The 22136-nt window shown below is 46.7% G+C and carries 19 protein-coding genes and 1 riboswitch; of the genes, 7 read left to right on the forward strand and 12 right to left on the reverse strand.

The features are described from left to right. Positions 1–113: 113 nt before the first annotated feature. The 5 genes from guaB to AACQ79_RS16775 all read left to right on the forward strand — a co-directional run bounded on the left by guaB (position 114) and on the right by AACQ79_RS16775 (position 7087). The gene (gene guaB / locus AACQ79_RS16755; protein WP_010320392.1) at positions 114–1577 is read left to right on the forward strand and encodes an IMP dehydrogenase; all 1464 of its coding nucleotides are present in this window, start codon (positions 114–116) and stop codon (positions 1575–1577) included. 81 nt (positions 1578–1658) lie between these two features. Further along, positions 1659–3212, forward strand: coding sequence for a glutamine-hydrolyzing GMP synthase (gene guaA, locus AACQ79_RS16760; RefSeq protein ID WP_170899418.1), 1554 nt, complete (start codon positions 1659–1661; stop codon positions 3210–3212). 49 nt (positions 3213–3261) lie between these two features. After that, positions 3262–3372: riboswitch (TPP riboswitch) on the forward strand. Positions 3373–3472: 100 nt separating this feature from the next. Then, the gene (gene thiD, locus AACQ79_RS16765; protein ID WP_170899419.1) at positions 3473–4330 is read left to right on the forward strand and encodes a bifunctional hydroxymethylpyrimidine kinase/phosphomethylpyrimidine kinase; all 858 of its coding nucleotides are present in this window, start codon (positions 3473–3475) and stop codon (positions 4328–4330) included. Between the two features lie 280 nt (positions 4331–4610). Continuing rightward, positions 4611–6299: a chitinase gene (locus AACQ79_RS16770; protein WP_170899420.1), complete on the forward strand. Its 1689-nt coding sequence runs from the start codon at positions 4611–4613 to the stop codon at positions 6297–6299. Positions 6300–6478: 179 nt separating this feature from the next. Next, positions 6479–7087 carry an acetate uptake transporter gene (locus tag AACQ79_RS16775; RefSeq protein WP_010320388.1) on the forward strand — a complete coding sequence of 203 codons (609 nt, stop codon included), beginning with the start codon at positions 6479–6481 and terminating at the stop codon, positions 7085–7087. A 92-nt stretch (positions 7088–7179) separates the two neighbouring features. On the opposite strand, the gene AACQ79_RS16780 is transcribed toward AACQ79_RS16775, so the two are convergent. The 3 genes from AACQ79_RS16780 to AACQ79_RS16790 all read right to left on the reverse strand — a co-directional run bounded on the left by AACQ79_RS16780 (position 7180) and on the right by AACQ79_RS16790 (position 11066). Further along, complete coding sequence (locus AACQ79_RS16780) at positions 7180–8724, reverse strand: alanine/glycine:cation symporter family protein (protein ID WP_170899421.1); 1545 nt, start codon at positions 8722–8724, stop codon at positions 7180–7182. Between the two features lie 298 nt (positions 8725–9022). Then, positions 9023–10282 carry a D-amino acid dehydrogenase gene (locus AACQ79_RS16785; protein ID WP_017043181.1) on the reverse strand — a complete coding sequence of 420 codons (1260 nt, stop codon included), beginning with the start codon at positions 10280–10282 and terminating at the stop codon, positions 9023–9025. A 178-nt stretch (positions 10283–10460) separates the two neighbouring features. After that, the gene (locus tag AACQ79_RS16790; protein WP_170889406.1) at positions 10461–11066 is read right to left on the reverse strand and encodes a DedA family protein; all 606 of its coding nucleotides are present in this window, start codon (positions 11064–11066) and stop codon (positions 10461–10463) included. Between the two features lie 216 nt (positions 11067–11282). Between AACQ79_RS16790 and AACQ79_RS16795 the strand changes: the two genes are divergently transcribed. Together AACQ79_RS16795 and katG are read left to right on the forward strand one after the other, a co-directional pair. Further along, positions 11283–11603 (forward strand): DOPA 4,5-dioxygenase family protein, encoded by a 321-nt coding sequence (locus AACQ79_RS16795; protein WP_064624564.1) that lies wholly within the window; start codon positions 11283–11285, stop codon positions 11601–11603. Between the two features lie 305 nt (positions 11604–11908). Beyond that, a complete protein-coding gene (gene katG / locus AACQ79_RS16800) occupies positions 11909–14083 on the forward strand; it encodes a catalase/peroxidase HPI (RefSeq protein WP_017047941.1) in 2175 nt (724 codons plus the stop codon). Positions 14084–14280: 197 nt separating this feature from the next. On the opposite strand, the gene AACQ79_RS16805 is transcribed toward katG, so the two are convergent. From AACQ79_RS16805 to AACQ79_RS16845, 9 genes are all read right to left on the reverse strand, one after another. After that, on the reverse strand, positions 14281–16206 hold the full coding sequence (locus tag AACQ79_RS16805; protein WP_249339211.1) for a BglG family transcription antiterminator: 1926 nt from the start codon (positions 16204–16206) through the stop codon (positions 14281–14283). An 89-nt stretch (positions 16207–16295) separates the two neighbouring features. Then, positions 16296–17042, reverse strand: a complete 747-nt coding sequence (dagF, locus tag AACQ79_RS16810) for a 2-dehydro-3-deoxy-phosphogluconate aldolase (protein WP_170899422.1) — start codon at positions 17040–17042, stop codon at positions 16296–16298. After that, positions 17033–18157 carry a DgaE family pyridoxal phosphate-dependent ammonia lyase gene (locus tag AACQ79_RS16815; RefSeq protein WP_170899423.1) on the reverse strand — a complete coding sequence of 375 codons (1125 nt, stop codon included), beginning with the start codon at positions 18155–18157 and terminating at the stop codon, positions 17033–17035. The genes dagF and AACQ79_RS16815 overlap by 10 nt, the downstream gene beginning before the upstream one ends. Continuing rightward, positions 18141–19304, reverse strand: coding sequence for an amidohydrolase/deacetylase family metallohydrolase (locus AACQ79_RS16820; RefSeq protein ID WP_212756403.1), 1164 nt, complete (start codon positions 19302–19304; stop codon positions 18141–18143). Before AACQ79_RS16820 ends, AACQ79_RS16815 begins: the two co-directional genes overlap by 17 nt. A 45-nt stretch (positions 19305–19349) precedes the next feature. Continuing rightward, complete coding sequence (locus AACQ79_RS16825) at positions 19350–19997, reverse strand: DUF4310 family protein (protein WP_064624573.1); 648 nt, start codon at positions 19995–19997, stop codon at positions 19350–19352. Between the two features lie 10 nt (positions 19998–20007). After that, positions 20008–20784 carry a DUF4311 domain-containing protein gene (locus AACQ79_RS16830; RefSeq protein ID WP_017045612.1) on the reverse strand — a complete coding sequence of 259 codons (777 nt, stop codon included), beginning with the start codon at positions 20782–20784 and terminating at the stop codon, positions 20008–20010. Between the two features lie 24 nt (positions 20785–20808). Further along, positions 20809–21102 carry a DUF4312 family protein gene (locus tag AACQ79_RS16835; RefSeq protein ID WP_170899424.1) on the reverse strand — a complete coding sequence of 98 codons (294 nt, stop codon included), beginning with the start codon at positions 21100–21102 and terminating at the stop codon, positions 20809–20811. Further along, positions 21099–21467, reverse strand: a complete 369-nt coding sequence (locus AACQ79_RS16840) for an SFCGS family glycine-rich protein (RefSeq protein WP_019281179.1) — start codon at positions 21465–21467, stop codon at positions 21099–21101. Before AACQ79_RS16840 ends, AACQ79_RS16835 begins: the two co-directional genes overlap by 4 nt. Further along, positions 21458–21820, reverse strand: coding sequence for a transcriptional regulator (locus AACQ79_RS16845; protein ID WP_228209387.1), 363 nt, complete (start codon positions 21818–21820; stop codon positions 21458–21460). The genes AACQ79_RS16840 and AACQ79_RS16845 overlap by 10 nt, the downstream gene beginning before the upstream one ends. Between the last annotated feature and the right edge of the window lie 316 nt (positions 21821–22136).

Below are 22136 nucleotides of genomic sequence, written 5' to 3' on the forward strand. Positions count from 1 at the left end.
CCGACCGCAATATCAAATCCAAATCGATTTATCCTGTTCATTGTGTATTGGGGCAAATTGAGACAACTTGGATTTACCTTTTATTCACTCCTCTTAATTGTGAGATATTGCAAATGCTAAGAATTGCCAAAGAAGCGCTGACATTCGATGATGTTCTTCTCGTACCAGCACACTCCACTGTTCTCCCAAACACAGCCGATCTCCATACTCAGCTGACCAAAAATATCGCACTGAACATTCCGATGATCTCAGCTTCTATGGATACAGTTACAGAGGCTCGCCTTGCGATCGCTCTTGCCCAAGAGGGTGGTATTGGTTTTATCCACAAAAATATGCCCATTGAAGAGCAGGCTGAACAAGTCCGTCTTGTCAAAATTTTTGAAGCGGGTGTAGTCACAGCGCCAGTAACAGTTCGCCCTGACGCAACCATTCAAGATGTGATTGCTTTGACAGAGAAACATGGTTTTGCCGGTTTCCCTGTGGTGAGCGATCACAATGAGCTTGTCGGCATCATCACCGGCCGCGATATTCGCTTTGTTACTGATTTAACAAAAAAAGTTGAAGCAGTCATGACACCAAAAGATCGCTTAGCCACAGTTAAAGAGGGCGCATCTCGTCAGGATGTACAAGAGCGCATGCACAAAGCGCGTGTTGAAAAAGTCTTGGTAGTGAATGATGAATTCAAACTGACTGGTATGATCACCGCGAAAGATTTCCATAAAGCAGAACGCAAACCGAATGCTTGTAAAGATGAACAAGGGCGTTTACGTGTTGGTGCGGCTGTTGGTGCCGGTGCTGGCAATGAAGAGCGCGTAAAAGCATTAGTGGAAGCGGGAGTGGATGTTCTACTGATTGACTCTTCTCATGGCCATTCAGAAGGTGTACTTAACCGTATTCGTGAAACGCGCGCCGCTTATCCTGATCTCGATATTATCGGCGGCAATGTTGCAACGGGTGCCGGTGCGAAAGCTCTAATTGACGCGGGCGTAAGCGCGGTCAAAGTCGGTATTGGCCCGGGTTCAATCTGTACAACGCGTATTGTAACGGGTGTTGGTGTTCCTCAAATTACGGCGATTTCTGATGCAGTTGAAGTGGCTGATCAATACGGTATTCCTGTGATTGCTGATGGCGGTATTCGCTTTTCTGGCGATATTTGTAAAGCGATTGCTGCTGGTGCATCTTGTGTGATGGTCGGCTCCATGTTTGCGGGTACTGAAGAAGCTCCGGGTGAAGTTATTTTGTTCCAAGGCCGTTCATATAAAGCTTACCGCGGTATGGGTTCGCTGGGTGCAATGTCTCAAGGCTCTTCTGATCGTTATTTCCAATCTGACAATGCAGCTGACAAGCTTGTACCTGAAGGGATCGAAGGTCGTATCGCTTATCGAGGCCGTCTAAAAGAGATCGTTCATCAACAAATGGGTGGTTTACGCTCAAGCATGGGCTTAACTGGCTCGGCCACTATCGAAGATCTGCGCACTAAAGCCGAGTTTGTTCGTATCTCTGGTGCAGGTATGAAAGAGTCACACGTGCATGATGTTCAAATTACCAAAGAAGCGCCAAACTACCGCTTGGGTTAATGACCAACCACGAATAGCTTGAAGCTTATGGGGAGCGCGATGCTCCCCATCCACTACATTAATGATTGAGATTGACCTTAAATGACTAAAGATATCCATGACCAACGTATTCTGATCTTAGATTTCGGCTCTCAGTACACACAACTGGTTGCCCGCCGTGTTCGCGAAATCGGTGTTTATTGTGAGCTGTGGAGCTGGGATGTTGAAGAAGCGGACATCCGTGAATTCAACCCAGATGGCATTATTCTTTCTGGTGGCCCTGAAAGCGTGACTGAAGCCAACTCTCCGCGTGCGCCACAATATGTGTTTGACTCTGGCGTCCCTGTGTTTGGTGTTTGCTATGGCATGCAAACCATGGCTGAACAGTTGGGCGGAAAAGTGGCCAGTTCTGAGGAACGTGAATTCGGTTATGCAGCCGTACAGTTAATGGGTGAATCGACCCTGTTTAGCGACCTTGAGCTAACGCAAGATGTTTGGATGAGCCACGGTGATAAAGTGGTGCAAATTCCGGCTGATTTTGTCAAAACAGCGCAAACGGAAACTTGTCCTTATGCGGCAATGGCGAATGAAGAGAAAAAATATTATGGCGTGCAATTTCACCCAGAAGTCACGCACACCAAAAACGGTCTAAAAATGCTTGAGAATTTCGTTCTCAACGTTTGTGGTTGTGAGCGTCTATGGACGGCTGAGTCTATCATCGAAGATGCGGTTGCTCGTATTAAAGAGCAAGTCGGCGACGATGAGGTGATCCTTGGCCTATCGGGTGGTGTAGATTCGTCAGTTGTGGCGATGCTGGCTCACCGAGCGATTGGCGATAAATTAACCTGCGTATTCGTTGATAACGGCCTATTGCGTCTGAATGAAGCTCAGCAAGTAATGGATATGTTTGGCAACAAGTTTGGTTTAAACATCATTCATGTTAATGCAGAAGATCGTTTCCTCAACGCACTGCAAGGTGAGTCTGATCCGGAAGCGAAACGCAAAATCATCGGCCATGTGTTTGTTGATATCTTCGATGAAGAATCAAAGAAATTGAAAAATGCGAAATGGCTTGCGCAAGGCACGATTTACCCAGATGTGATTGAATCGGCTGCCTCTAAAACAGGTAAAGCGCACGTGATTAAATCTCACCATAACGTTGGCGGTTTGCCTGATGATATGGAAATGGGATTGGTTGAACCACTGCGTGAGCTTTTCAAAGATGAAGTACGCAAGATTGGCCTAGAGCTTGGTCTACCTTACAACATGCTTTACCGCCATCCGTTCCCTGGTCCTGGCCTTGGCGTACGCGTGTTGGGCGAAGTGAAGAAAGAGTACTGTGATTTGCTGCGCCGCGCCGATGCTATTTTCATTGAAGAGCTGCATGCCGCTGATCTGTATAACAAAGTGTCACAAGCTTTCACGGTTTTCTTACCTGTTCGTTCGGTAGGCGTTATGGGTGATGGACGTAAATACGATTGGGTTGTATCGCTACGCGCTGTGGAAACCATTGACTTTATGACCGCACATTGGGCGCACCTGCCTTATGAGTTCTTGGGTAAGGTTTCTAACCGTATCATCAATGAAGTGAATGGTATTTCTCGTGTGGTTTACGATATTTCAGGTAAGCCACCAGCCACGATTGAGTGGGAATAATTCCTCTAAAAAAGCGTACTCCTTCGGTGAGTGCCCTGTTATGATTGCTGCGAAATAGTCGGGGAGCCGATGCAGATTCTGCATCGGCTGAGATCGAAATTCGAGACCCGTCGAACCTGATTCAGTTAATACTGACGTAGGGAACTATGAGCACTTTGTCACGAGCCGAATAACAACGGCTAACTTTTGTAAATTCGATTACCGAACTTTCCAAACCACGGTCAAAGTCAGTTCCTGTATGTCTTGTCATAGGAGCGACCATGGCACAACCAATACAGAAACACACACAAGAAACGACGCTATTAAACATACCTGTTGTACTCACTATCGCAGGGTCTGATAGCGGTGGAGGGGCAGGTATTCAAGCCGACATCAAAGCGATATCGGCAACCGGCAGTTTCGCATGTTCCGTTATTACCGCCATTACCTCACAAAATACTCAAGGCGTTTCCGCCATTTTCCCTATTCCACTTGATCACATCGAAAGCCAGTTAGATTCCGTCTTTAGCGACTTGAAGATCGTGGCCGTTAAAATTGGCATGCTAGCCGATGCCAGTATCATCAAGCTCGTTGCCCAAAAAATGCAGCAATACCAACCCAAGAGCCTTGTGATTGACACCGTGATGGTGGCGACCAGTGGTGATTTATTACTTGAGCAATCGGCAATCAGTACATTAAAAGAAATGTTGATCCCTTTGGCTGACATTATTACCCCCAATTTATTTGAGGGAGCAGTACTTACTGACAAGCCGGTTCCTCAATCTGAAGCTGAAATGAATGACATGGTGGCTGATTTACGAGCGTTGGGTGCAAAGGCGGTGTTGCTAAAAGGTGGGCATTTAGAACAAGATGAAAACAGCAACGATCTTTTGATCATGCAATCTTCGTCAGAATTACTTAGTGCGAAGCGTTTTCCAACCCCAAATACCCATGGGACGGGTTGCACGCTCTCTTCTGCGATCGTTTCCTATCTTGCTCAAGGTAATAACCTGCACAAATCCGTGTATTTGGCTAAACAGTATATCTCGCAAGCTATTGGCCATGCCGATGAACTGAATGTTGGCCAAGGTCGCGGCCCAGTTCATCACTTTTTTACTGGCCACGCTCATGTGCGCTAAGCCATTGCCGGTGCGATGATGCTTGAGAAATTTGAGGCATTGGTTGTTCACTTAACCTGATGAAAAATAGATTGAACTCTAAAAGCCTCAAGCTTTTTTGAGGCTTTTTCATATTTATCGACTTGCCTTCAAAGGGCGATGTCGCCGTACGATAATTGGTTTACATCATGATGAAACCACTCGCATTTTGACATTTAATTAATAAGTTTCACTGTCAACAATGGCTCGGCTATCCATACTATTTTCACCGTACCCACTAAGCAAAAAATAAGGGATTGATATGTTGAAAACAAAGCATTTAGCCGTGCTGATTAGCAGTGTCTTAGCCGCAAACAGTTACGCGTTAAATATCTTACCTGACCCTGAAAATTCCGCGGGTTATATTGTCTCTAAAGTAGAGCTACAAGCGGCAGAAAAAGCCAAAACAGCGGATCCTATGTATGCCATCTGGTCGAAAGCACTAGAAACGCGTTCGAATGCGATTGTTGAAGCAATAGTGCCGGGGTTAAGTTCTAACCCTGAAAACGTTAAGCGTGTTGAACGAGTCTTTCCACAGTACGAGTGGGATTTCTTAACTCAAATGGCGGCTCCCGAATACACCTACACACGCTTCTTACGGGCAATTGGCAAATTCCCCGCATTTTGTGGCGAATATACGGATGGCCGAGATTCTGACGCAATTTGTAAAAAATCCATTGTGACGGCTTTTGCTCATTTCTCACAAGAAACGGGTGGTCACATTGCGAAAGACAACGTATCTGATAATCCGAATAGGCTTGAAGAATGGCAGCAAGCATTAGTTCATGTGCGTGAAATGGGTTGGTCTGAAGGGCAAAGTGGCTACACAACCGGTTGTGGCCAAAATGATTGGCAAAATGCTCGTTGGCCGTGCGCCGCCGGGCAAGGTTATTTTGGTCGTGGCGCGAAGCAGCTCTCTTACCATTTCAACTATGGCGCTTTTTCTGAAGTGATGTTTGATGGTGATGCCAAAGTACTGCTCAATAACCCCGGGTTAGTAGCGGATTCTTGGTTGAATTTAGCCTCAGCGATTTGGTTCTTCTTAACTCCTCAAGCACCGAAACCGGCAATGTTGCACGTAATTGACCGTACATGGACACCTTCGCAACGTGAAAGCGATGCTGGTATTGGCTATGGTTTTGGCACCACAATTAACGTTATCAATGGCGGCATTGAGTGCGGTGAACAGAACAAAGATAAGGGTCAACCGGTTAATCGCATTCGCTACTGGGAAGGGCTAGCGGATCATTATCAAATACCGATTGAGTCAGATGAAAAGAATACCTGTTGGCAGCAAACGCCTTACGGTAGCTTAAATTTGAACGGTGCGACGGATGTGCTGTATACCAACTGGGATGGTAATTGGAAATATTACTCTGATCGCCCAGGTGGCTACTCGTTTGAATGTGAACTGGTTGGTTTCCAAACCGCGTATTCAGCCCTTGTTGCTGGTGATTACGAAAAATGTGTGACTAACTTTTATGGTTCACATTCTAGCTGGCCCCAAGTGCGTGTTGTGGATGCGATTGATCCCGGTACGCCACCAGAGCCACCAGTGGATGGCATCGTCGGCTGGGAAGCAACAAAGGTATATAACACGGGCGATAAGGTGAGCTATAAAGGCGCTACTTATGAAGCTAAGTGGTGGTCACAAGGTAATGAACCCACTCAAGGTGATCCTTGGAAGCTTATTACGGGTGAACCAACAGCGCCCACAACACCTGACCCTGTTGAGCCACCACCAGTGGTCAATGAGCCAGAACCGCCCGTCACGCCAGAGCCTACGCCACCAAGCAGTGATTTTTCAAGCTGGGTTGCAGGGGGTACTGTTGCAAAAAATGGCGATAAAATTACGCATAATGGAAAGTGTTTTATAGCTAAAAACAACCCCGGAGTATGGGAATCACCCACGCAAAGTAACTGGTTTTGGGATGAAATAAACTGTCAATAAAGAGTGACATTTAGCAAAAGGAGAGCAGCACGATCGAATTCGGTTGCTCTGCTCTCTTTTTGAACAATCAAGTGGTTAAATTTACAATCTTAGTTTTCGTTAACGTTCTTTCCATTTTGTGTGCTACTCCACTAAAATCCGCGCGTAATTTTTATCAACATTTTTTAAGGTACTCGCGAATGTCTACTAAATTGGCCAATCCAGCGCCGCTAGGCCTAATGGGTTTTGGCATGACGACTATCCTGCTTAATATCCATAACGCAGGCTTTTTCCCTATCGACTCTATGATTTTGGCGATGGGTATTTTCTACGGCGGCTTAAGTCAAGTCATCGTGGGTATCATGTGTTTCAAACGTGGTGACACTTTTGGCACCACAGCGTTTACCTCTTACGGTCTATTTTGGCTCACATTGGTTGGACTGATTGTCATGCCATACATGGGACTACCAGCAAGCCCTGCTCATTTTATGGGTTGGTACTTAGCGTTGTGGGGTATTTTCACTGGTTTCATGTTTATCGGTTCATTGTGCTACCCACGAGCTAAACAAGTGGTATTCGGCTCACTGACCATTCTATTTGCTTTGCTAGCGGCGCGTGATTTCACTGGTAGCGAGCTTATCGGCACGATTGCCGGCTTTGAAGGTATCTTCTGTGGCGCAAGTGCGATTTATTTTGCAATGGCTCAAGTTCTGAATAACGAATACGGCCGTGTTATTTTGCCGATTGGTGAAAAGAAAGCGCAAAACGCTGTTGTCGAAAAGTTGACGACACAAGAAATCGCAGCCTAATACGGGTTGATGAAAAAGAAAAAGGGTTAGCGTTTGCTAACCCTTTTTGCGTTTACCTTGAATGCTTTTTGCTGATGAGTTTAGCTAATCCGTTAGGATGATGGTTGTTCAACACCCACGGAGCTCTCTTCTACGGTTGGTTCTTGTCCCGTTTTGCGTTTATATTTTCCTTCCCAATATGTCGCATTCTTAATGCCGAGTTTTACTGGGTTGAAAAGATACTCATCGACACCTTGTTTTTGTTGCTCTTCATAATCTTTGAGTGCTGCAATAGCTGGTTTAGCCATAAAGAAGATGGTCAAAATCCCGACTATGTTTAGCCACGCCATCAAACCCACGCCCACATCACCCATTGCCCAAGCAAGGTTCGCGGTTCTCACTGTGCCGTAGAATACCGTTGCGATGATCACTACTTTAAGAAGGAACATCAGGCCATCGACTTTAAAGGTGCGGCGAATGTAAGCAATGTTCGTTTCAGCAATGTAGTAGTATGCCAAAATCGTGGTGAAGGCGAAGAAGAACAGAGCAAATGCAACAAAAGGTTTACCCACGCCCGGTAGTGCGCTCTCAATCGCCATTTGGGTAAATACTGGGCCATTGGCACTAATATCCGCCGCGATGTTCTGTACTAAAAATGCACCTTCTGCGCCGCCGTGTACGTTATAAGCACCAGTGATCAGAATCATGAACGCGGTTGCGGAACAGACCAGCAAAGTATCAATGTAGATAGAAAATGCTTGCACTAAACCTTGCTGCGCTGGGTGATCAACACTCGCGGCAGCCGCAGCGTGCGGTCCAGTACCTTGGCCTGCTTCGTTTGAGTAAACACCTCGTTTTACCCCCCAACCAATCGCAGCACCAATACCTGCCATTGGTGTGAACGCATCACCAATGATCATGGCAAAAATACGTGGTACTTCACTGATGTTAAGCAGGATGATAACAAACGCAGTAATGACATAGGCCAAAGCCATAAATGGCACCACGACCTGTGTGAAGTTAGCGATACGCTTAACACCACCAAAGATGATGAAAGCTAAAATAATTGACACTACGGTACCAGTAAAAATCTTAGCAAAAGTGAAGCTACCGATAGTGGTTTCAATGATTGGGCCTGCCCCAAAAGCCGCTTCTACGGCATTACCAATGCTGTTGGATTGCACGCCAGGTAAAAGTACACCACAAGCAAAGATGGTGGAAATGGCGAAGATCCATGCATACCATTTTTGTCCCATCGCTTTTTCGATGTAATAAGCGGGACCACCACGGAATTCACCTTCATCTTCTTCTTTATAAATCTGTGCCAGAGTTGACTCAGCATAAGCAGTCGCGGCACCAAAAAAGGCCACTACCCACATCCAGAAAATAGCACCAGGGCCACCAAAACCAATTGCCGCGGCTACGCCTGCAATGTTACCCGTACCGACGCGTCCCGATAGTGAAACGGCCAAAGCTTGGAAAGAGGATATCCCTTTGGTTGAGCTTTTTCCGGAAAGAAGAAGTCGCCACATTTCAAAAAAGTGACGGACCTGAACGAATCGGGTCACAATTGAGTAGAATAAACCCGCACCAAGGCATAAATAAATTAGCGCCGGGCTCCAGATTATTCCATTCAGAAAATCAACAAATGACTGCATATGCATTTCCCTGTTTTAGTAGTTTTGGTGAGTGTTGTGTTTGCTTTGTGGGCAACATATTAATCTTTTTGTAACTTAGATGTTAATTTATTTGTCTGTGAATAATCGTTAGCGTGATGAGGAACACAAAATGCTAATGAAATGTTAAATAATAGGTGGGTTAATTAGAATTGGCTAAAATTTCAGCGCATATGGGTTGGTCACCCGAAAGGTTGGAAATTAAATCCTCTCGGGTGAATCATTATGCATAATAACTTTCCACTAAGGTTTAGCTAATAATAAGCATTTTCTATTGTGACTAGTTGATGAGGTAGCGAGAGAGATTCAACTCATGAATTGGCAAAGCACAAGTTTGCTCACTGACAATGTCGGCAAGAAGCTGTCCAGATCCGCAAGCCATCGTCCACCCTAAGGTTCCATGTCCGGTATTGGTGTAGAGGTTTTCAAATGGAGTGGAGCCTATAATCGGGGTCCCGTCAGGCGTCATTGGTCTAAAGCCTGTCCAGAATTCAGCTTGTGCTAAATCACCGCCTTGAGGAAAGAGATCGGTCACGACTTTTGCAATGGTTGCTTTGCGCGCATCAGGCAAGGCAGGATCAAACCCGGCTAACTCTGCCGTGCCCGCGACACGAATTCGATCCTCAAAACGAGTGATGGCCACTTTATATGTTTCGTCCATTACCGTTGAACGTGGGGACAATTCGGCGTCGACAATCGGCAGCGTTAGTGAGTACCCTTTCACTGGATAAACAGGAATGGAGATACCCAATGTCGCCAGTAAAGCGGTAGAGTAACTGCCGAGTGCGACGACATATTTGTCTGCTTTTAGCTCACCTTTATCGGTTTGGACAGCGGTGATCTTTTTGCCATCAGTGGTTAATGTTTTTATTTGTGTATCAAACAGAAATTGCACCCCACGGCTTTTCGCGAGCTCTGTTAATTGTTGGCAAAACAGATAGCAATCCCCGGTTTCATCGTCGGGGAGGTACAAACCACCTCGCAATTTATCGCGTACAAGAGCAAGCCCCGGCTCTTGCTTAATGCACCCATCGACATCAAGAAGCTGATAACGAATCCCACTTTGCTCGAGTAGTTTGATGTCCTTTTGTATCGCTTGTAGCTGTTTTTCGCTGCGAAATACTTGCAACGTTCCAAGCCGACGGCCTTGATATTGCAGGTTATGTTGCTGATTCAGGTCAGCCAAACAAACGCGGCTGTAATTGGCAATCGCCAGCATTCGGGCTTTATTGATGTTGTAACGATCCTGTTGGCAGTTCAATAACATTTTACCCATCCACGCCAACAGCTGTGGGTCGATAGACGGTTTTATTTTCAACGGTGCATGCTCTTCAAACAGCCACTTTAATGCTTTTTGTGGGATGCCGGGTGCAGCCCAAGGGGAAGAGTAGCCGTAAGATATTTGCCCTGCGTTAGCAAAACTGGTCTCTTTTGCACCTTGTGATTGGCGATCCACCACCGTTACTCGGTGGCCCGCTTGTGATAAATACCATGCGCTGGTTAGCCCGATGACGCCGCTGCCTAAGACGATCACGTCCATGTTGTCTCCTTAAATCACCCTAGTGTGTTCTCTGAGCACATTCAGAGTTGGTGTAAATGTTCACATAATGGCAACATCAAACCTCAAATTGAGTGGAAACACAATCACTAGCCCCTACACTTATTTTTATGTGGTGATGACAGAAGGGGTGGTAAATGAAGTCAGAGACAGGTCGCTATCAGCGCTGAGTGTGTCTATGTTTCAATACTGCATAAATCATAACGATAAAAGTGATAGCGGCCATTGCCCAGATCCAATAGCGGTAAGCAGAATAAAAGTGGCTGATTTGGTGAAGATGTACAAACGCAAAATGGGTGAGTAAACCAAAGACCGCGACCCAAACTGTGGTGGCAAGCACGTTACCCAGTAAAAATACTCTGATGGGCATTTTCGCCACTCCGCAGGCTAATGGCATGAATTGTTTCATCCCCTCAACAAAGCGACTGATGATTAAGCAAATCGGGCCGTATTTTTGAATAGCGCTTTGCAGTTTTTGAAATTTAGCCCCTGAAATATAGCCTTTTTTATCCAACCAACCCTCAAAATAATAGCCGAGCAGATAGCCGCAACTATTACCAATAAAGCAGCTTAGCCACGATACAATCATAACAAGAGAGAAATTCATTACGCCATTGGATGACAAAATGGACGCGGCAATCATGAGCGATTGGCCGGGCATCGGAATGCCAATCCCTTCGAAAAAGATGCTGATGATCAGTGCTAGGTAGCCGTACTGTTCCAATAACGGCTGCATTGAGAGGAGCAGTTGATTGATAGGTTGCAAAGCGGGTATCCACCATCGAAAGTTTGAGGTTATTTAATACGCTGGTTCTTCGTTTGAATCAACGTCATCGTGTGATAATGCCCATTTCTTGGCTCTTAAAATAGAATACGTTGTGGTTAGTACCTTCAAATTAGCTGAAAATCATCAGCAAATTTGTTGTGGTTTCTATGCTCTTTTGGCGTAGTACACTGCTTAAAAATCAAGAGGAGTTATTTTATGTTTCATGCCCATGTTTATTTTGATCTCGCAGAGCAAGCGAAAGCACAACGCGTACAACAAAAAATTGCCCAACAACGACATGATGTACAAGCCATGTTTGGCTTAGTACCAAGGCTTGTTGGCCCGCACTTAAAGCCGATGTTTGAAGTACACCTTGCTGACAATAGCCACGGATTTATTGAGTGGCTAGATGAACATCGGGAAGGTCTTAGCGTGTTGATCCATCCGGTTTCTGGAGACGATAGGTATGACCATTCTCAGGGGCAAGTTCTGTGGTTAGGAGAGACTTTAGGGGTGAACTTAGCCGTATTGCGTTAGAGGATGCCTATCAAATTAATAGCCACAGTGAATTAGTGTTTAATGCTCATCTTGTCTAGTCTGTACAGAACGCAGCAGAAACAATAATCGTGGCAAGGTTTTGAAGAAAAAGGTTTTTCGAACAAGTCGTGACCGCAGGCTCATCACCTCTCGTTGTTATTGTATATACATGATGTTGTTCTAAGTTTTGTTGCATTTGAATTTAATACAGTGAATGTTCAGCCAATATCGACCGTGCTGAGTGTTTTTAGAATAAATCAAGCACACTTAAATAGCCGCAGTTAATGCGAAGCAAGGAGAACGCAATGGAGAATAAAGGTATGAATTCGGGCGGTAAATGCCCTGTCATGCACGGCGGAGTAACTTCTGCTGAACTATCCAATATGGATTGGTGGCCAAAAGCACTGAATCTTGACATTCTTCACCAGCACGACGTGAAAACCAACCCAATGGGTGCGGATTTTAATTACCGCGATGCGCTAAAAACATTGGATGTTGATGCCTTGAAAAAAGATCTCAAAGCACTAATGACCGATAGCCAAGAGTGGTGGCCTGCCGACTGGGGGCATTACGGCGGTTTGATGATCCGCATGGCATGGCACTCCGCTGGGACTTACCGAATTGCAGATGGTCGCGGTGGCGCGGGCTCTGGCAACCAGCGTTTTGCTCCGCTTAACTCGTGGCCTGATAACGCCAATTTAGATAAAGCTCGTCGCTTATTGTGGCCAATCAAACAAAAATACGGCAACAAAATCAGTTGGGCGGATCTGATGATCTTGGCGGGTAATATGGCTTATGAATCCATGGGGCTTAAAACCTTTGGTTTCGCTTTTGGTCGTGAAGATATTTGGCACCCCGAAAAAGACACTTATTGGGGCTCAGAAAAAGAGTGGCTAGCGCCAAGTGGCGGAGAAAATAGCCGCTATTCCGGTCAGCGCGATCTAGAAAACCCGCTTGCTGCCGTGATGATGGGCCTGATTTATGTAAACCCTGAAGGCGTTGACGGTAATCCAGACCCGCTTAAAACCGCACATGACATGCGCGTCACTTTTGAGCGCATGGCAATGAATGATGAAGAAACCGTTGCGCTGACAGCGGGTGGGCATACGGTGGGTAAAGCGCATGGTAATGGTAGCGCTGCGAACTTAGGGCCAGATCCTGAAGGGGCGGACTTGCATGAACAAGGCTTGGGTTGGAATAACCATGCCAGTCGCGGCATTGGCCGTAATACCGTCACCAGTGGTATTGAAGGTGCATGGACTACGCACCCAACCCAGTGGGATAACGGCTTCTTCCACCTGTTGTTTACCTACGAATGGCAACTGACGAAGAGCCCTGCTGGCGCGTGGCAGTGGGAGCCAATCAACATCAAAGAGGAAGATAAACCGGTTGATGTGGAAGACCCAAGCATTCGTTATAACCCCATGATGACCGATGCCGATATGGCGCTGAAGATGGATCCTGAATATCGCAAGATCTCAGAGCGTTTCTACAAAGACCCAGCGTATTTCTCTGAAGTGTTTGCTCGTGCTTGGTTTAAGCTTACTCACCGTGATATGGGGCCTAAAGCGCGTTACTTTGGCCCTGATGTTCCGGCAGAAGATCTCATTTGGCAAGATCCCATCCCCGCAGGTCGTAAAGATTATGATGTGGATGCAGTAAAAGCAAAAATAGCGGCCAGCGGCTTAAGCATCAGTGAGATGGTCAGCACCGCATGGGATAGTGCTCGTACTTTCCGTGGTTCCGATAAACGTGGTGGCGCTAACGGTGCGCGCATTCGCTTGGCTCCTCAAAAAGATTGGCAAGGTAATGAGCCAGAAAGACTCAGCAAAGTGTTGGCTGTTCTGGATAAAATTGCTGCTGATGCGGGTATTAGCATCGCCGATACCATTGTTTTGGCGGGTAACGTCGGTGTTGAACAAGCGGCCAAAGCGGCAGGCGTTAATATTACTGTGCCTTTTACTACCGGACGTGGTGATGCAACGCTTGAACAAACGGATGTGGAATCGTTTGATGTGCTTGAGCCACTGGCGGATGGTTTCCGTAACTGGCAAAAGAAACATTACGTGGTTAACCCAGAAGAGATGCTGTTAGATAAAGCGCAACTATTGCGCCTGACCGCCCCAGAAATGACCGTATTGATTGGTGGATTGCGAGTGCTCGGTACAAACTATGGCGGCAGTCAACATGGTGTATTGACAGACCGTGTTGGGGCGTTGACTAACGATTTCTTCGTTAACCTCACCGACATGAATTACACTTGGAAGCCAACAGGCCGTAACTCTTACGATATGGTTGAGCGTAAGAGCGGTAAAACAAAATGGACAGCGACTCGTGTTGATTTGGTGTTTGGCTCAAACTCCATTTTGCGCTCATACGCTGAAATTTACGCGCAGGACGATAACAAAGAGAAGTTCGTCAAAGACTTTGTCGCTGCTTGGACCAAAGTCATGAACGCCGATCGCTTCGACGTGTTGTAAACCCTCTTCACTCAGTAATCTTGATATTAAGGCCCTCTTAGCGAGGGCCTTGTTGTGCCTCGGTTTTCTCTCTAAACGGCTTGTTTATAAAAGACTGGTCCCTAAAAAACGAGTGTTTCTAAAAACAGACGGAACCTAAAAACAGACGGTATCTAAAAAATAGAGGGCATCTAGGAAGCATCACACAGCGATATATTTTATTGTAATTCCAAGTGCGCCAGTGTTTTGAAGTGCTTAAAGGTTTCGCATTGCGACAGACTTTTACCTAATTTTTTATTAATCAGCACTTGGAAAAGATCATACAGCCCCATCGCCTCTTCATAGTCACATTTACTTAAGGCGAGGAAAAAGATCAGATAGGCTTTTTCACCATTACCCCATTCAATTCCACGCGGTGCAGCGACGGTGTAAACCATCGAACGTTTAGCAAAGAGTTCAATCGAGTGTGGTAGAGCAATGTATTCGCCCATCATGGTTGAAACCAAACTCTCTCGCTCTTGCAGTGAAGCTCGGTATCCTTCCTCTACCAACTCCGTTGATTCAAGATGCGAGCAAACCTGCTCAAAGAGGTGTGATTGCTCAATGACGTCATCAAGATAGAGAAATTGAGCCTTGGAAAAATACTTATCCAAAAGATAAGAGTGCGTGCGATCAACCAACACTTGTTTGCCCAGTTCTTCCAATTGATGTTGGGTAGGGAAGGGGTCAACCACAAAGCTCTGAATCTCTCTATTGGCTAAGGGCATGGTGGTAATAATGAGGTCCGCTTGCGTGGCATCAGCGGTGATCAACTGTTCAGGGGAATAAACTGTTTTCATATCCAATTGCGGATACTGGCGGCGGATGATCGCTTCTAGCCCAAGTGTTGCGGCATTACCGGCGTCGCAATACAGGAGCGCTTTGGGTGTACGGTGACCTAAATGGTAATTACGTTCAAGCCCCACACCAATGTGAATCACAAGATAGCCTATTTCGTGCTGTGTCATGCAGTAACCCGTCTCTCTGATCCAGTCTGCGATGGCCGATAAGGTAATACTGTAAGCGAGTGGGTAGTGCTGTTTGATATGCTCGGCCAATGGGTTAATTGTGGCGACATGATGTTTGACACGAATGATCATATGGCAGACGTGGTTGTGAAGATCGCGGCGTAATAGCGCATCGTCACGCACATCGTAAGGGTAATTTTGATAGATATAATCAAAGATGTGAGTGACTAGATCATCGGCTTCATGCTGTACACCCTGGCTAAGGAGTGCTTGATTCGTCGCAATTCTCGCTTGAATGTGAATCGCTAAGGCGGCAATTTCATGGTTATTGGCGGGTAGCAGCATCGGTAGCGCAGAAAATAACGCTTTGGCAATCGGTAGCGTCGTTTCATGAACATCGTTTTTAGAAAATTCGGTAAGCTCTTTGCCACACGCGAGCCTGTGCAGTGTGACGGCAGCATAAAGGGTTAACCAACGCAGCCCAATATCATTGATATAGAGTGCATGGTTGCTCAATACTTCACGAAAGCGCGCTGCAAAAATTTGCTGAGATTTTTCAGGGAAAATCGTACTAATAAAGCCCAGAGCTTGTTTTGTCTCTTTTTGTTCGATGTAGATAAGCTGTGTTAAACGGGAGCGAATCGCCATTTCTGGGCCTTGGATCAGCATGCCCAAACGAGGTTTACTTTCAATCGATAAACCAAACGTGGCGAGTTGGCTGCGTACATCGGCCATATCATTTTGAATAACGGTGCGGCTTAGATTCCATGTCTCGGCCAATTCGTCAATTTTTACGCCTTGTTCTGCCGTTAATAGCAGTACTTGAATCTGAATGATGCGCTCTTTACTGGTCCTTGGAATCGTTTCTGCATTTTGCACCCTCGACAAAAAATGCTCGAAAGTTGACGGGTTGTAAATATTGAGTTGGTAACCGGAACCGCGCTGGTGGAGAAGATGCGCGCCATGATTGACCATCACATTATTGAGCAGCGCGACATCGGTGCGTATGGTTCGTGTCGAAACATTAAGCCGTTGCGCAAGTTCGTCCTGAGTCAAAGGCGAGGCGGATACAGCATCCAACAAATGAATTAGGCGAGGGTGCGGTAGCTTGTACATCATCGATTCCCATTCCAGCATGAACAGCGCTATCTAAAAGGTAAAATGCACTAAAAGGCAATAGATAGCCAACGCTTTGTTATGCCGGAGCACATGCTCCGGCGTCGGTGTTATGAATGTGCCAGTTGTTTTTGAGTCATGGCCAGCAGGGTTTTCACATCCTCGGGGCGAGTCTGTCCGGTTTTCTCATCGATGATTGAGCTGTAAATGTGTGGAATGACTTTTTCGACACCCGCATCGAGTGCGATGCGTAAAATCTCTTCAAAGTTGTCCAAATCAATACCACCAGTAGGCTCTAACCAAAAGTGGTGACGAGCACAGGCGTTGGCAACTTCTTGGTACTCAGCTTTGCATTTTAGCCCCTGCATTGGGAAGAATTTGACCGAGCTGCAGCCCATATCTTGCAACATGGCAATCGCCGTATCAACGGGAACAACCGCTTCTTCCATGCCGGAACTTTTCGGGCCAGTTGAGATTTTAACCAAGCCAACAGTGCCTGATGGTGAAATCAAACCATTCACGATAGTGTGATGTTGACCTAGAGCTTGACGCGTAGCCCCGACACCAGTAAAGACTTGATTGACATGCTGAGGTTGTAGTATTCCGGCTAAAGCCGTCACCATATCCGATTGTTTCGGATCCCCTGCGCCAAGGCCAATCGATAAAGCATTCTCGATTTTTTCAGCGCACGCCTTCATATCAGCTGCAGCGCTTGCCGTATCTGGGTAATCTTTCGAGAGCATACCAACCAACACATGGCCTTGTGCGGCTTGGTAGACTTCAATCGCATTATGATGAGAGCCCGCCAGCACATTGAGACATACACGGTCAGCGTAAAAATTAGGGCTTAAAGACATTCTAATGACTCCTGATTCAGTTGGTTCATGGCGCTAAGAATAAGTTCAAGTTGATGAGATGAAACACTGCGGACATCAAATTCCACCGAACCTTCATTGGATTTGTAAGCGCGGCAGTAAATCGCTGGGTTACCATTTTGGAGGCGTGTGACGGCTTCATTAGCGCTGATACCAAATTGTTTGGCATCAAAACGCACTTCTGCACGTGCGATATCTCGGCCTGCACTGTCCCAAACCACGCGCGCGCTTATCCCTTCCATACGGTTTAACCCCTCGATAAATGGCGTCATTTTATCCACCATTTGTTGGCCGGTTTCTTGTTGGCGGCTTAAGTACAGCTCAATGGCATGCGTTAGGCCTAAAATGCCTTCTTTACCGACTTTCATCGCACGGCCAATCCCTGCAGATTGCTGCTTAACCCATTCCACATATTGATGTTTCCCAATCACTAAACCGCTGGTTGGGCCTTCAATCGCTTTCGCACCACTGTAGATAACCAGATCAGCCCCTTGCTGATAATAGAGTTGTAGATCCTCTTCTGCTGCTGCATCAACAATCAACGGAAGCTGGTGGTCTTGAGCCACTTTGGCCGCTTGTGCCACGGTTAACATGCTTTTTTGCACGCAATGGTGCGATTTAATGTAGAGAATGGCGGCGGTATTGGGGGTGATTGCCGCGGCTAATTGTTCTGCGCTGCATTCATTAGCCCAACCGGCCTCAATCAGGTTACCGCCGCCAAGATTTACCATGCTGCCAACCGGGGCACCATAATTGACGTTATGCCCTTTGGGGATCACAATATCCGTTGCGATCGAGTGCGTTTTTGCATGCAGATGCTCAAGCAGATAAGGGTTACCACGCACAATGACTGCCGCGATACTCTGTGCAATTCCCGCTGAAGCGCATGAGACGACGACTGCATTTTCAACTTGCAGCAAACGAGCAATATATTGGCCAGTTTTGTTCACCAAATCGCTCATTTCAAAGTAGTTGTTCATCCCAAAACAGACAGTCTGTTCCACTTCGGGTTGCGGAGTAGAAACACCAAGAGCTGTCATACGGCCAGATGCGTTGATCACTTGTTTCAAGTGATATTTTTCAAGAATGGAAGACATAATGCTGTTGTCCTTGTTCAGTCAATACAAGCTTGCCGTCAATAATGGCAGCAAGAGGCGTAAATCTCTGTTGTCCAGTTCGATGTTGGTGATGAGTATCGGTGTAGTTAACCGACGCTTTATTGATTGTGTAGAGCGTTAAATCGGCATCATAGCCTGCGATTAAGTGCCCCTTTTTCGCTAGGCGAAGTGCTTGCGCTGCTTGACTCGTCACGCGCTCAATGATCTGCTCATGGGATAATCCGAGTGTAAAAAACATCGACATCAGGTGGGCAAGACCGTAAACCGGGCCATTGAGCCGGTTCTTACAGTAAATGTCAGAACTGATCGTATCGGGCAAAATCCCTTGTGCGATGGCCTGCTCAGCCACCTCAAAACTGAAACTGGCGCTGCCGTGGCCGATATCAAGTTTCATGCCTCGAGCTCTGGCCTGCTGAACGCTGCTTTTTATCTCCCCATAACAATCAAGAATGCGGTTAGGCTTGCCATTAAAGCAGTGAGTGAGAATATCGCCTTTGCCCAGCAGAGCGACAATCTCATCCAAATCTGGCGGTGCATTACCGACGTGCACCATCAATGGAACGCAGCCGCATTGCTGTTGTAATGCTTTGGCTGCATGAAGTGGCATTAAGCCATTGTGGCCGACAACACTACCGCTCATGCGTGCTTTTAAGCCGACAATAAATTCGGGATGACGAAGCAGTGCTTGCTTTGCACTATCCAGATCAATGTCGTTAGCATCGGCCAGTTCATTTTGGCGCAACAAGCCAATTTTCGAGATGTTAAGTAGTGCGTGCACATGGGTTGTGCATTGCGCTGCAAGCTGCGCAAAATCATCCACATCGTTTGCGCCTGTGCTGCCCGCATCAATGACAGTCGTCACGCCACCGGACACCCCAACGTTATCGGGGTGGTCGTTATAAATAGGCGAGTTCGGATAGCAGTGAGTGTGGCCGTCAATCCAACCGGCACTGACAAAAACGTCATGATCTAAATCGACGGTCTGTTTTGCCAATGAACCAGCAAGATCGCCCACCGCCGCTATTTTGTTGCCCTGAAGGGCGATATCGATACTACACCCACCCGCTTGTTGGGCATTTTTGATCAGGATGTCATACATAATTTGCATCTCACGCTCTTCGCTCATCGGCGCGAAGAGCGATTCTCAGTAGAATTTAAACCCCAGCTTGTTTTACAGTGCGATAGGAAAAAGAGCTCCTAACGCCATCGCTCCGAGAATTGCACCACCCGTAATCGGTTTACCCCACACATAGAAAATCAATGCTCCACCTAAAGAGCCGATCCCAATCGGGATAGAAGCGGCCATCGCAGATAAAATGATCAATGGTCCAAGAAAACGGCCGGAGCTATTGCCTGCTCCCATCATCACATCAGCCCCGTAGGTTGAATCGCTTTGGTTAATGGTGAATTTACGTGCCAGCACAATTAAGCCACCAATCGCCAAACCAGCGAGCATGCCTGTGATTAACGAAGCGGTGAAATTTTCAAGAGGATAAACAATGCCAGCACCCAGTAGTAAAGCTGGAATCCCTAAACCCACACCGGTTTGCACTGCGCCACCGATATCCAAAATGCCCACGAGCGAACCTTCAATGATGCGTGCAAACAGAAAGCTTGCACCAAAAGCGGCCACCGCACCGTACGCGCCTGTATCCATCCCTGCTCGCAGCATGGACACAAACGCCACCTCGTTAAAAGCACCGACACCGTATAAGTAGTACATGTGCGTTCCGGCAAAAACCCCGGCTGAAAGCAAGCCCACGAAAATCGGGAAAGACCAGTCGGCATACCAAAAGTTGTTTTTCATTTTTTCGTCCATGGTCAACTCCTTATTTGCCACTGATCATGAGATGGATATTTTCAAGCCACAAAGGAACTTGCATATGGAAAGCTTCGATAAATTTCATGTCGAACCCGCGGAAGAAAGCACTTAACGCAAACAGTGCAATAATCGCCGCCATCATGATCTGAGTTACTTTGTTCCAACCACTCTCTTCAACACCTTTACCAATCAAAATACCCAGCACCAAACCAGGAACGGCGTTGCCCATGATCATTTGCGCTAAACCACCAAAGATAGTGGCCCAAAAGCCCGATTTCTTACCCGCTTCAATTGCCGCTAGCCAGAAAATAACCGGCATGACGGTATTCACCAGTAAGTTTGCCGCAGGTACTAATACCTTTACCGCCGTGACTTGCAGCGCCGCAGGAACGGCCGCTGCCGTTGAGTTAAGAAACGCAACCACAATTGCACCGATAATGGCGCACGCAATGCCCATTCGTTTTGGATCATGCAAGGTAGTGGCAAGGTCGCGGTTTTTTATCATCAGCGCCGCTGCGCCCCAGTTAGGAATAATGCGGTGGTCAACATCTTGAGTGAATGCCCCTGCCGCAACCGTTGAGGCCCAAGCATTAAAGAAGAATCCAAGCCCAAAAGAGAAGTGAGAGGCAGGGTCGCCTTCACACGAGTTCAACTCTCCCAGAGTACGAAATGCACCCATACCTTGGATAGTTGGAGCATGGAACATCCTTGCCGCGCCTACTCCAACGCCGATACCGACTAAGCCACCAATGATGATGGACTTAAAGAGAATGATAAGAAACATGTCAGGGATCCTTATAGTGACCTGTTAACGTTTGAAATCGACCTGTTCCACATCGATGTGGGTCAGGCTGACCGTAACCTCTAGCTTGACGCTGTATTGGCGTCGATCTCTTGCAAGAAAGAAGAAAAGGAATTTCTCTCGCTTTACTTTCTCTTCTGCTTGCAAAACGTTGACGTCTAACGGCTTAATCCGGAGGAGGACTTTTGCGTTATTCTTAAGTAACGTGGGTTGTACTTGGCTTAAAGCCGCGGCAAAAGCCTGCTGCTTTGTTTCGCCCTTGCCACTCACGGTTACCTTAGTGGTTAACTGCTCTTTCATGCTTTGACGCCATGCTTAGCCACAAACGCCTTCACCAGTTTTTCGCCCAGCTCTTCTTTATCCATAAAGCCGAAACCCAAAACCACACAGCCTTCATTGATCGCGGTTATCCCTTCCTCAACAGAGCGCATTCCATAACGGCATTGATAGCCATATTTTGTTTGCGCTGTGATAGCACCTGCGCCGCCGCTGCCGCAAAAAGAGATCCCTAAATCGGCTTGCTGCTGTTGCATGACATCACCTAACTTCATGTCTGCGGCCATGCCGGGAATAACGGTCACTTCAGCGCCTGCCGCTTGAGCACCAGCTCCTACTTTCTGACCTTTGCCCATGCGATCACCAATAACGACTTTGATTACTGACATGTTGTTTCTCCTGCTGTTGGGTTTAATTCGTTTTCTTTAGCTACTTCAAAATGGACCGAAAGCAGATGCGCTTCTTCATAAGCGAGGTTCTCCATCCAACGACACACTTGCTCGGCCAAGGTGAAACAAATAGGAGAGATTTCATCAAACATCTCCATATCGAGTTCAGGTAACGATTCACCGCTAAATGAGCGCCAAACCATCGCTTTGATGTGTGTTTCGAGCATTTTTTTCTGTAGCGAATCGGGGTAGATAGCGTGTGAATTAAGCAAGGCAATGGCTCGTTCGGTGAGCGACAAGCCAAGCTCTATAATCTGTGCATCATCCATGCTAATGGGTTGAGAGTTTTGCACCGTGGGATTCTCCAAATGTTTAGCTTGGAGAAGAAAATAGCGTAAAAGGGAGCAAGGGTGGATAAGCCCTATTTCCACTTCCAAATGGAAATAAACCGTGGCTAGTGACATTCGCGCGGTTTTATGTGATGTGTGAAGAAGATTTATGGGAGTAAATGCGCTGAAAAGGTGATTTGAATCGCTATTTTAAGCGCAAATTTATCGTCTCTTTATTTGCTGCCTGTCACAAAACAACTGGTGGTTATTTTGGTTTTATGTTTATTTCCCCAATCGAGCGTCAGGAAGCATGCAATATTAACGGAGGATAGCTTTGAGC

Source organism: Vibrio sp. 3-2(1) (assembly GCF_963887575.1).
In the GTDB taxonomy this organism is placed as follows: domain Bacteria; phylum Pseudomonadota; class Gammaproteobacteria; order Enterobacterales; family Vibrionaceae; genus Vibrio; species Vibrio anguillarum.

Bases quoted from the DNA above. Each gene is read 5' to 3' on its own strand.
- AACQ79_RS16835 (WP_170899424.1), bottom strand. From the start codon at position 21,102: ATGAAAGAGCAGTTAACCACTAAGGTAACCGTGAGTGGCAAGGGCGAA.
- guaA (WP_170899418.1), top strand. From the start codon at position 1,659: ATGACTAAAGATATCCATGACCAACGTATTCTGATCTTAGATTTCGGC.
- AACQ79_RS16785 (WP_017043181.1), bottom strand. From the start codon at position 10,282: ATGGACGTGATCGTCTTAGGCAGCGGCGTCATCGGGCTAACCAGCGCA.
- AACQ79_RS16820 (WP_212756403.1), bottom strand. From the start codon at position 19,304: ATGAGCGAAGAGCGTGAGATGCAAATTATGTATGACATCCTGATCAAA.
- dagF (WP_170899422.1), bottom strand. From the start codon at position 17,042: ATGTCTTTAAGCCCTAATTTTTACGCTGACCGTGTATGTCTCAATGTG.
- AACQ79_RS16825 (WP_064624573.1), bottom strand. From the start codon at position 19,997: ATGGACGAAAAAATGAAAAACAACTTTTGGTATGCCGACTGGTCTTTC.
- AACQ79_RS16840 (WP_019281179.1), bottom strand. From the start codon at position 21,467: ATGTCAGTAATCAAAGTCGTTATTGGTGATCGCATGGGCAAAGGTCAG.
- AACQ79_RS16830 (WP_017045612.1), bottom strand. From the start codon at position 20,784: ATGTTTCTTATCATTCTCTTTAAGTCCATCATCATTGGTGGCTTAGTC.
- AACQ79_RS16770 (WP_170899420.1), top strand. From the start codon at position 4,611: ATGTTGAAAACAAAGCATTTAGCCGTGCTGATTAGCAGTGTCTTAGCC.
- AACQ79_RS16780 (WP_170899421.1), bottom strand. From the start codon at position 8,724: ATGCAGTCATTTGTTGATTTTCTGAATGGAATAATCTGGAGCCCGGCG.
- thiD (WP_170899419.1), top strand. From the start codon at position 3,473: ATGGCACAACCAATACAGAAACACACACAAGAAACGACGCTATTAAAC.
- katG (WP_017047941.1), top strand. From the start codon at position 11,909: ATGGAGAATAAAGGTATGAATTCGGGCGGTAAATGCCCTGTCATGCAC.
- AACQ79_RS16775 (WP_010320388.1), top strand. From the start codon at position 6,479: ATGTCTACTAAATTGGCCAATCCAGCGCCGCTAGGCCTAATGGGTTTT.
- guaB (WP_010320392.1), top strand. From the start codon at position 114: ATGCTAAGAATTGCCAAAGAAGCGCTGACATTCGATGATGTTCTTCTC.
- AACQ79_RS16805 (WP_249339211.1), bottom strand. From the start codon at position 16,206: ATGCTGGAATGGGAATCGATGATGTACAAGCTACCGCACCCTCGCCTA.
- AACQ79_RS16815 (WP_170899423.1), bottom strand. From the start codon at position 18,157: ATGTCTTCCATTCTTGAAAAATATCACTTGAAACAAGTGATCAACGCA.
- AACQ79_RS16795 (WP_064624564.1), top strand. From the start codon at position 11,283: ATGTTTCATGCCCATGTTTATTTTGATCTCGCAGAGCAAGCGAAAGCA.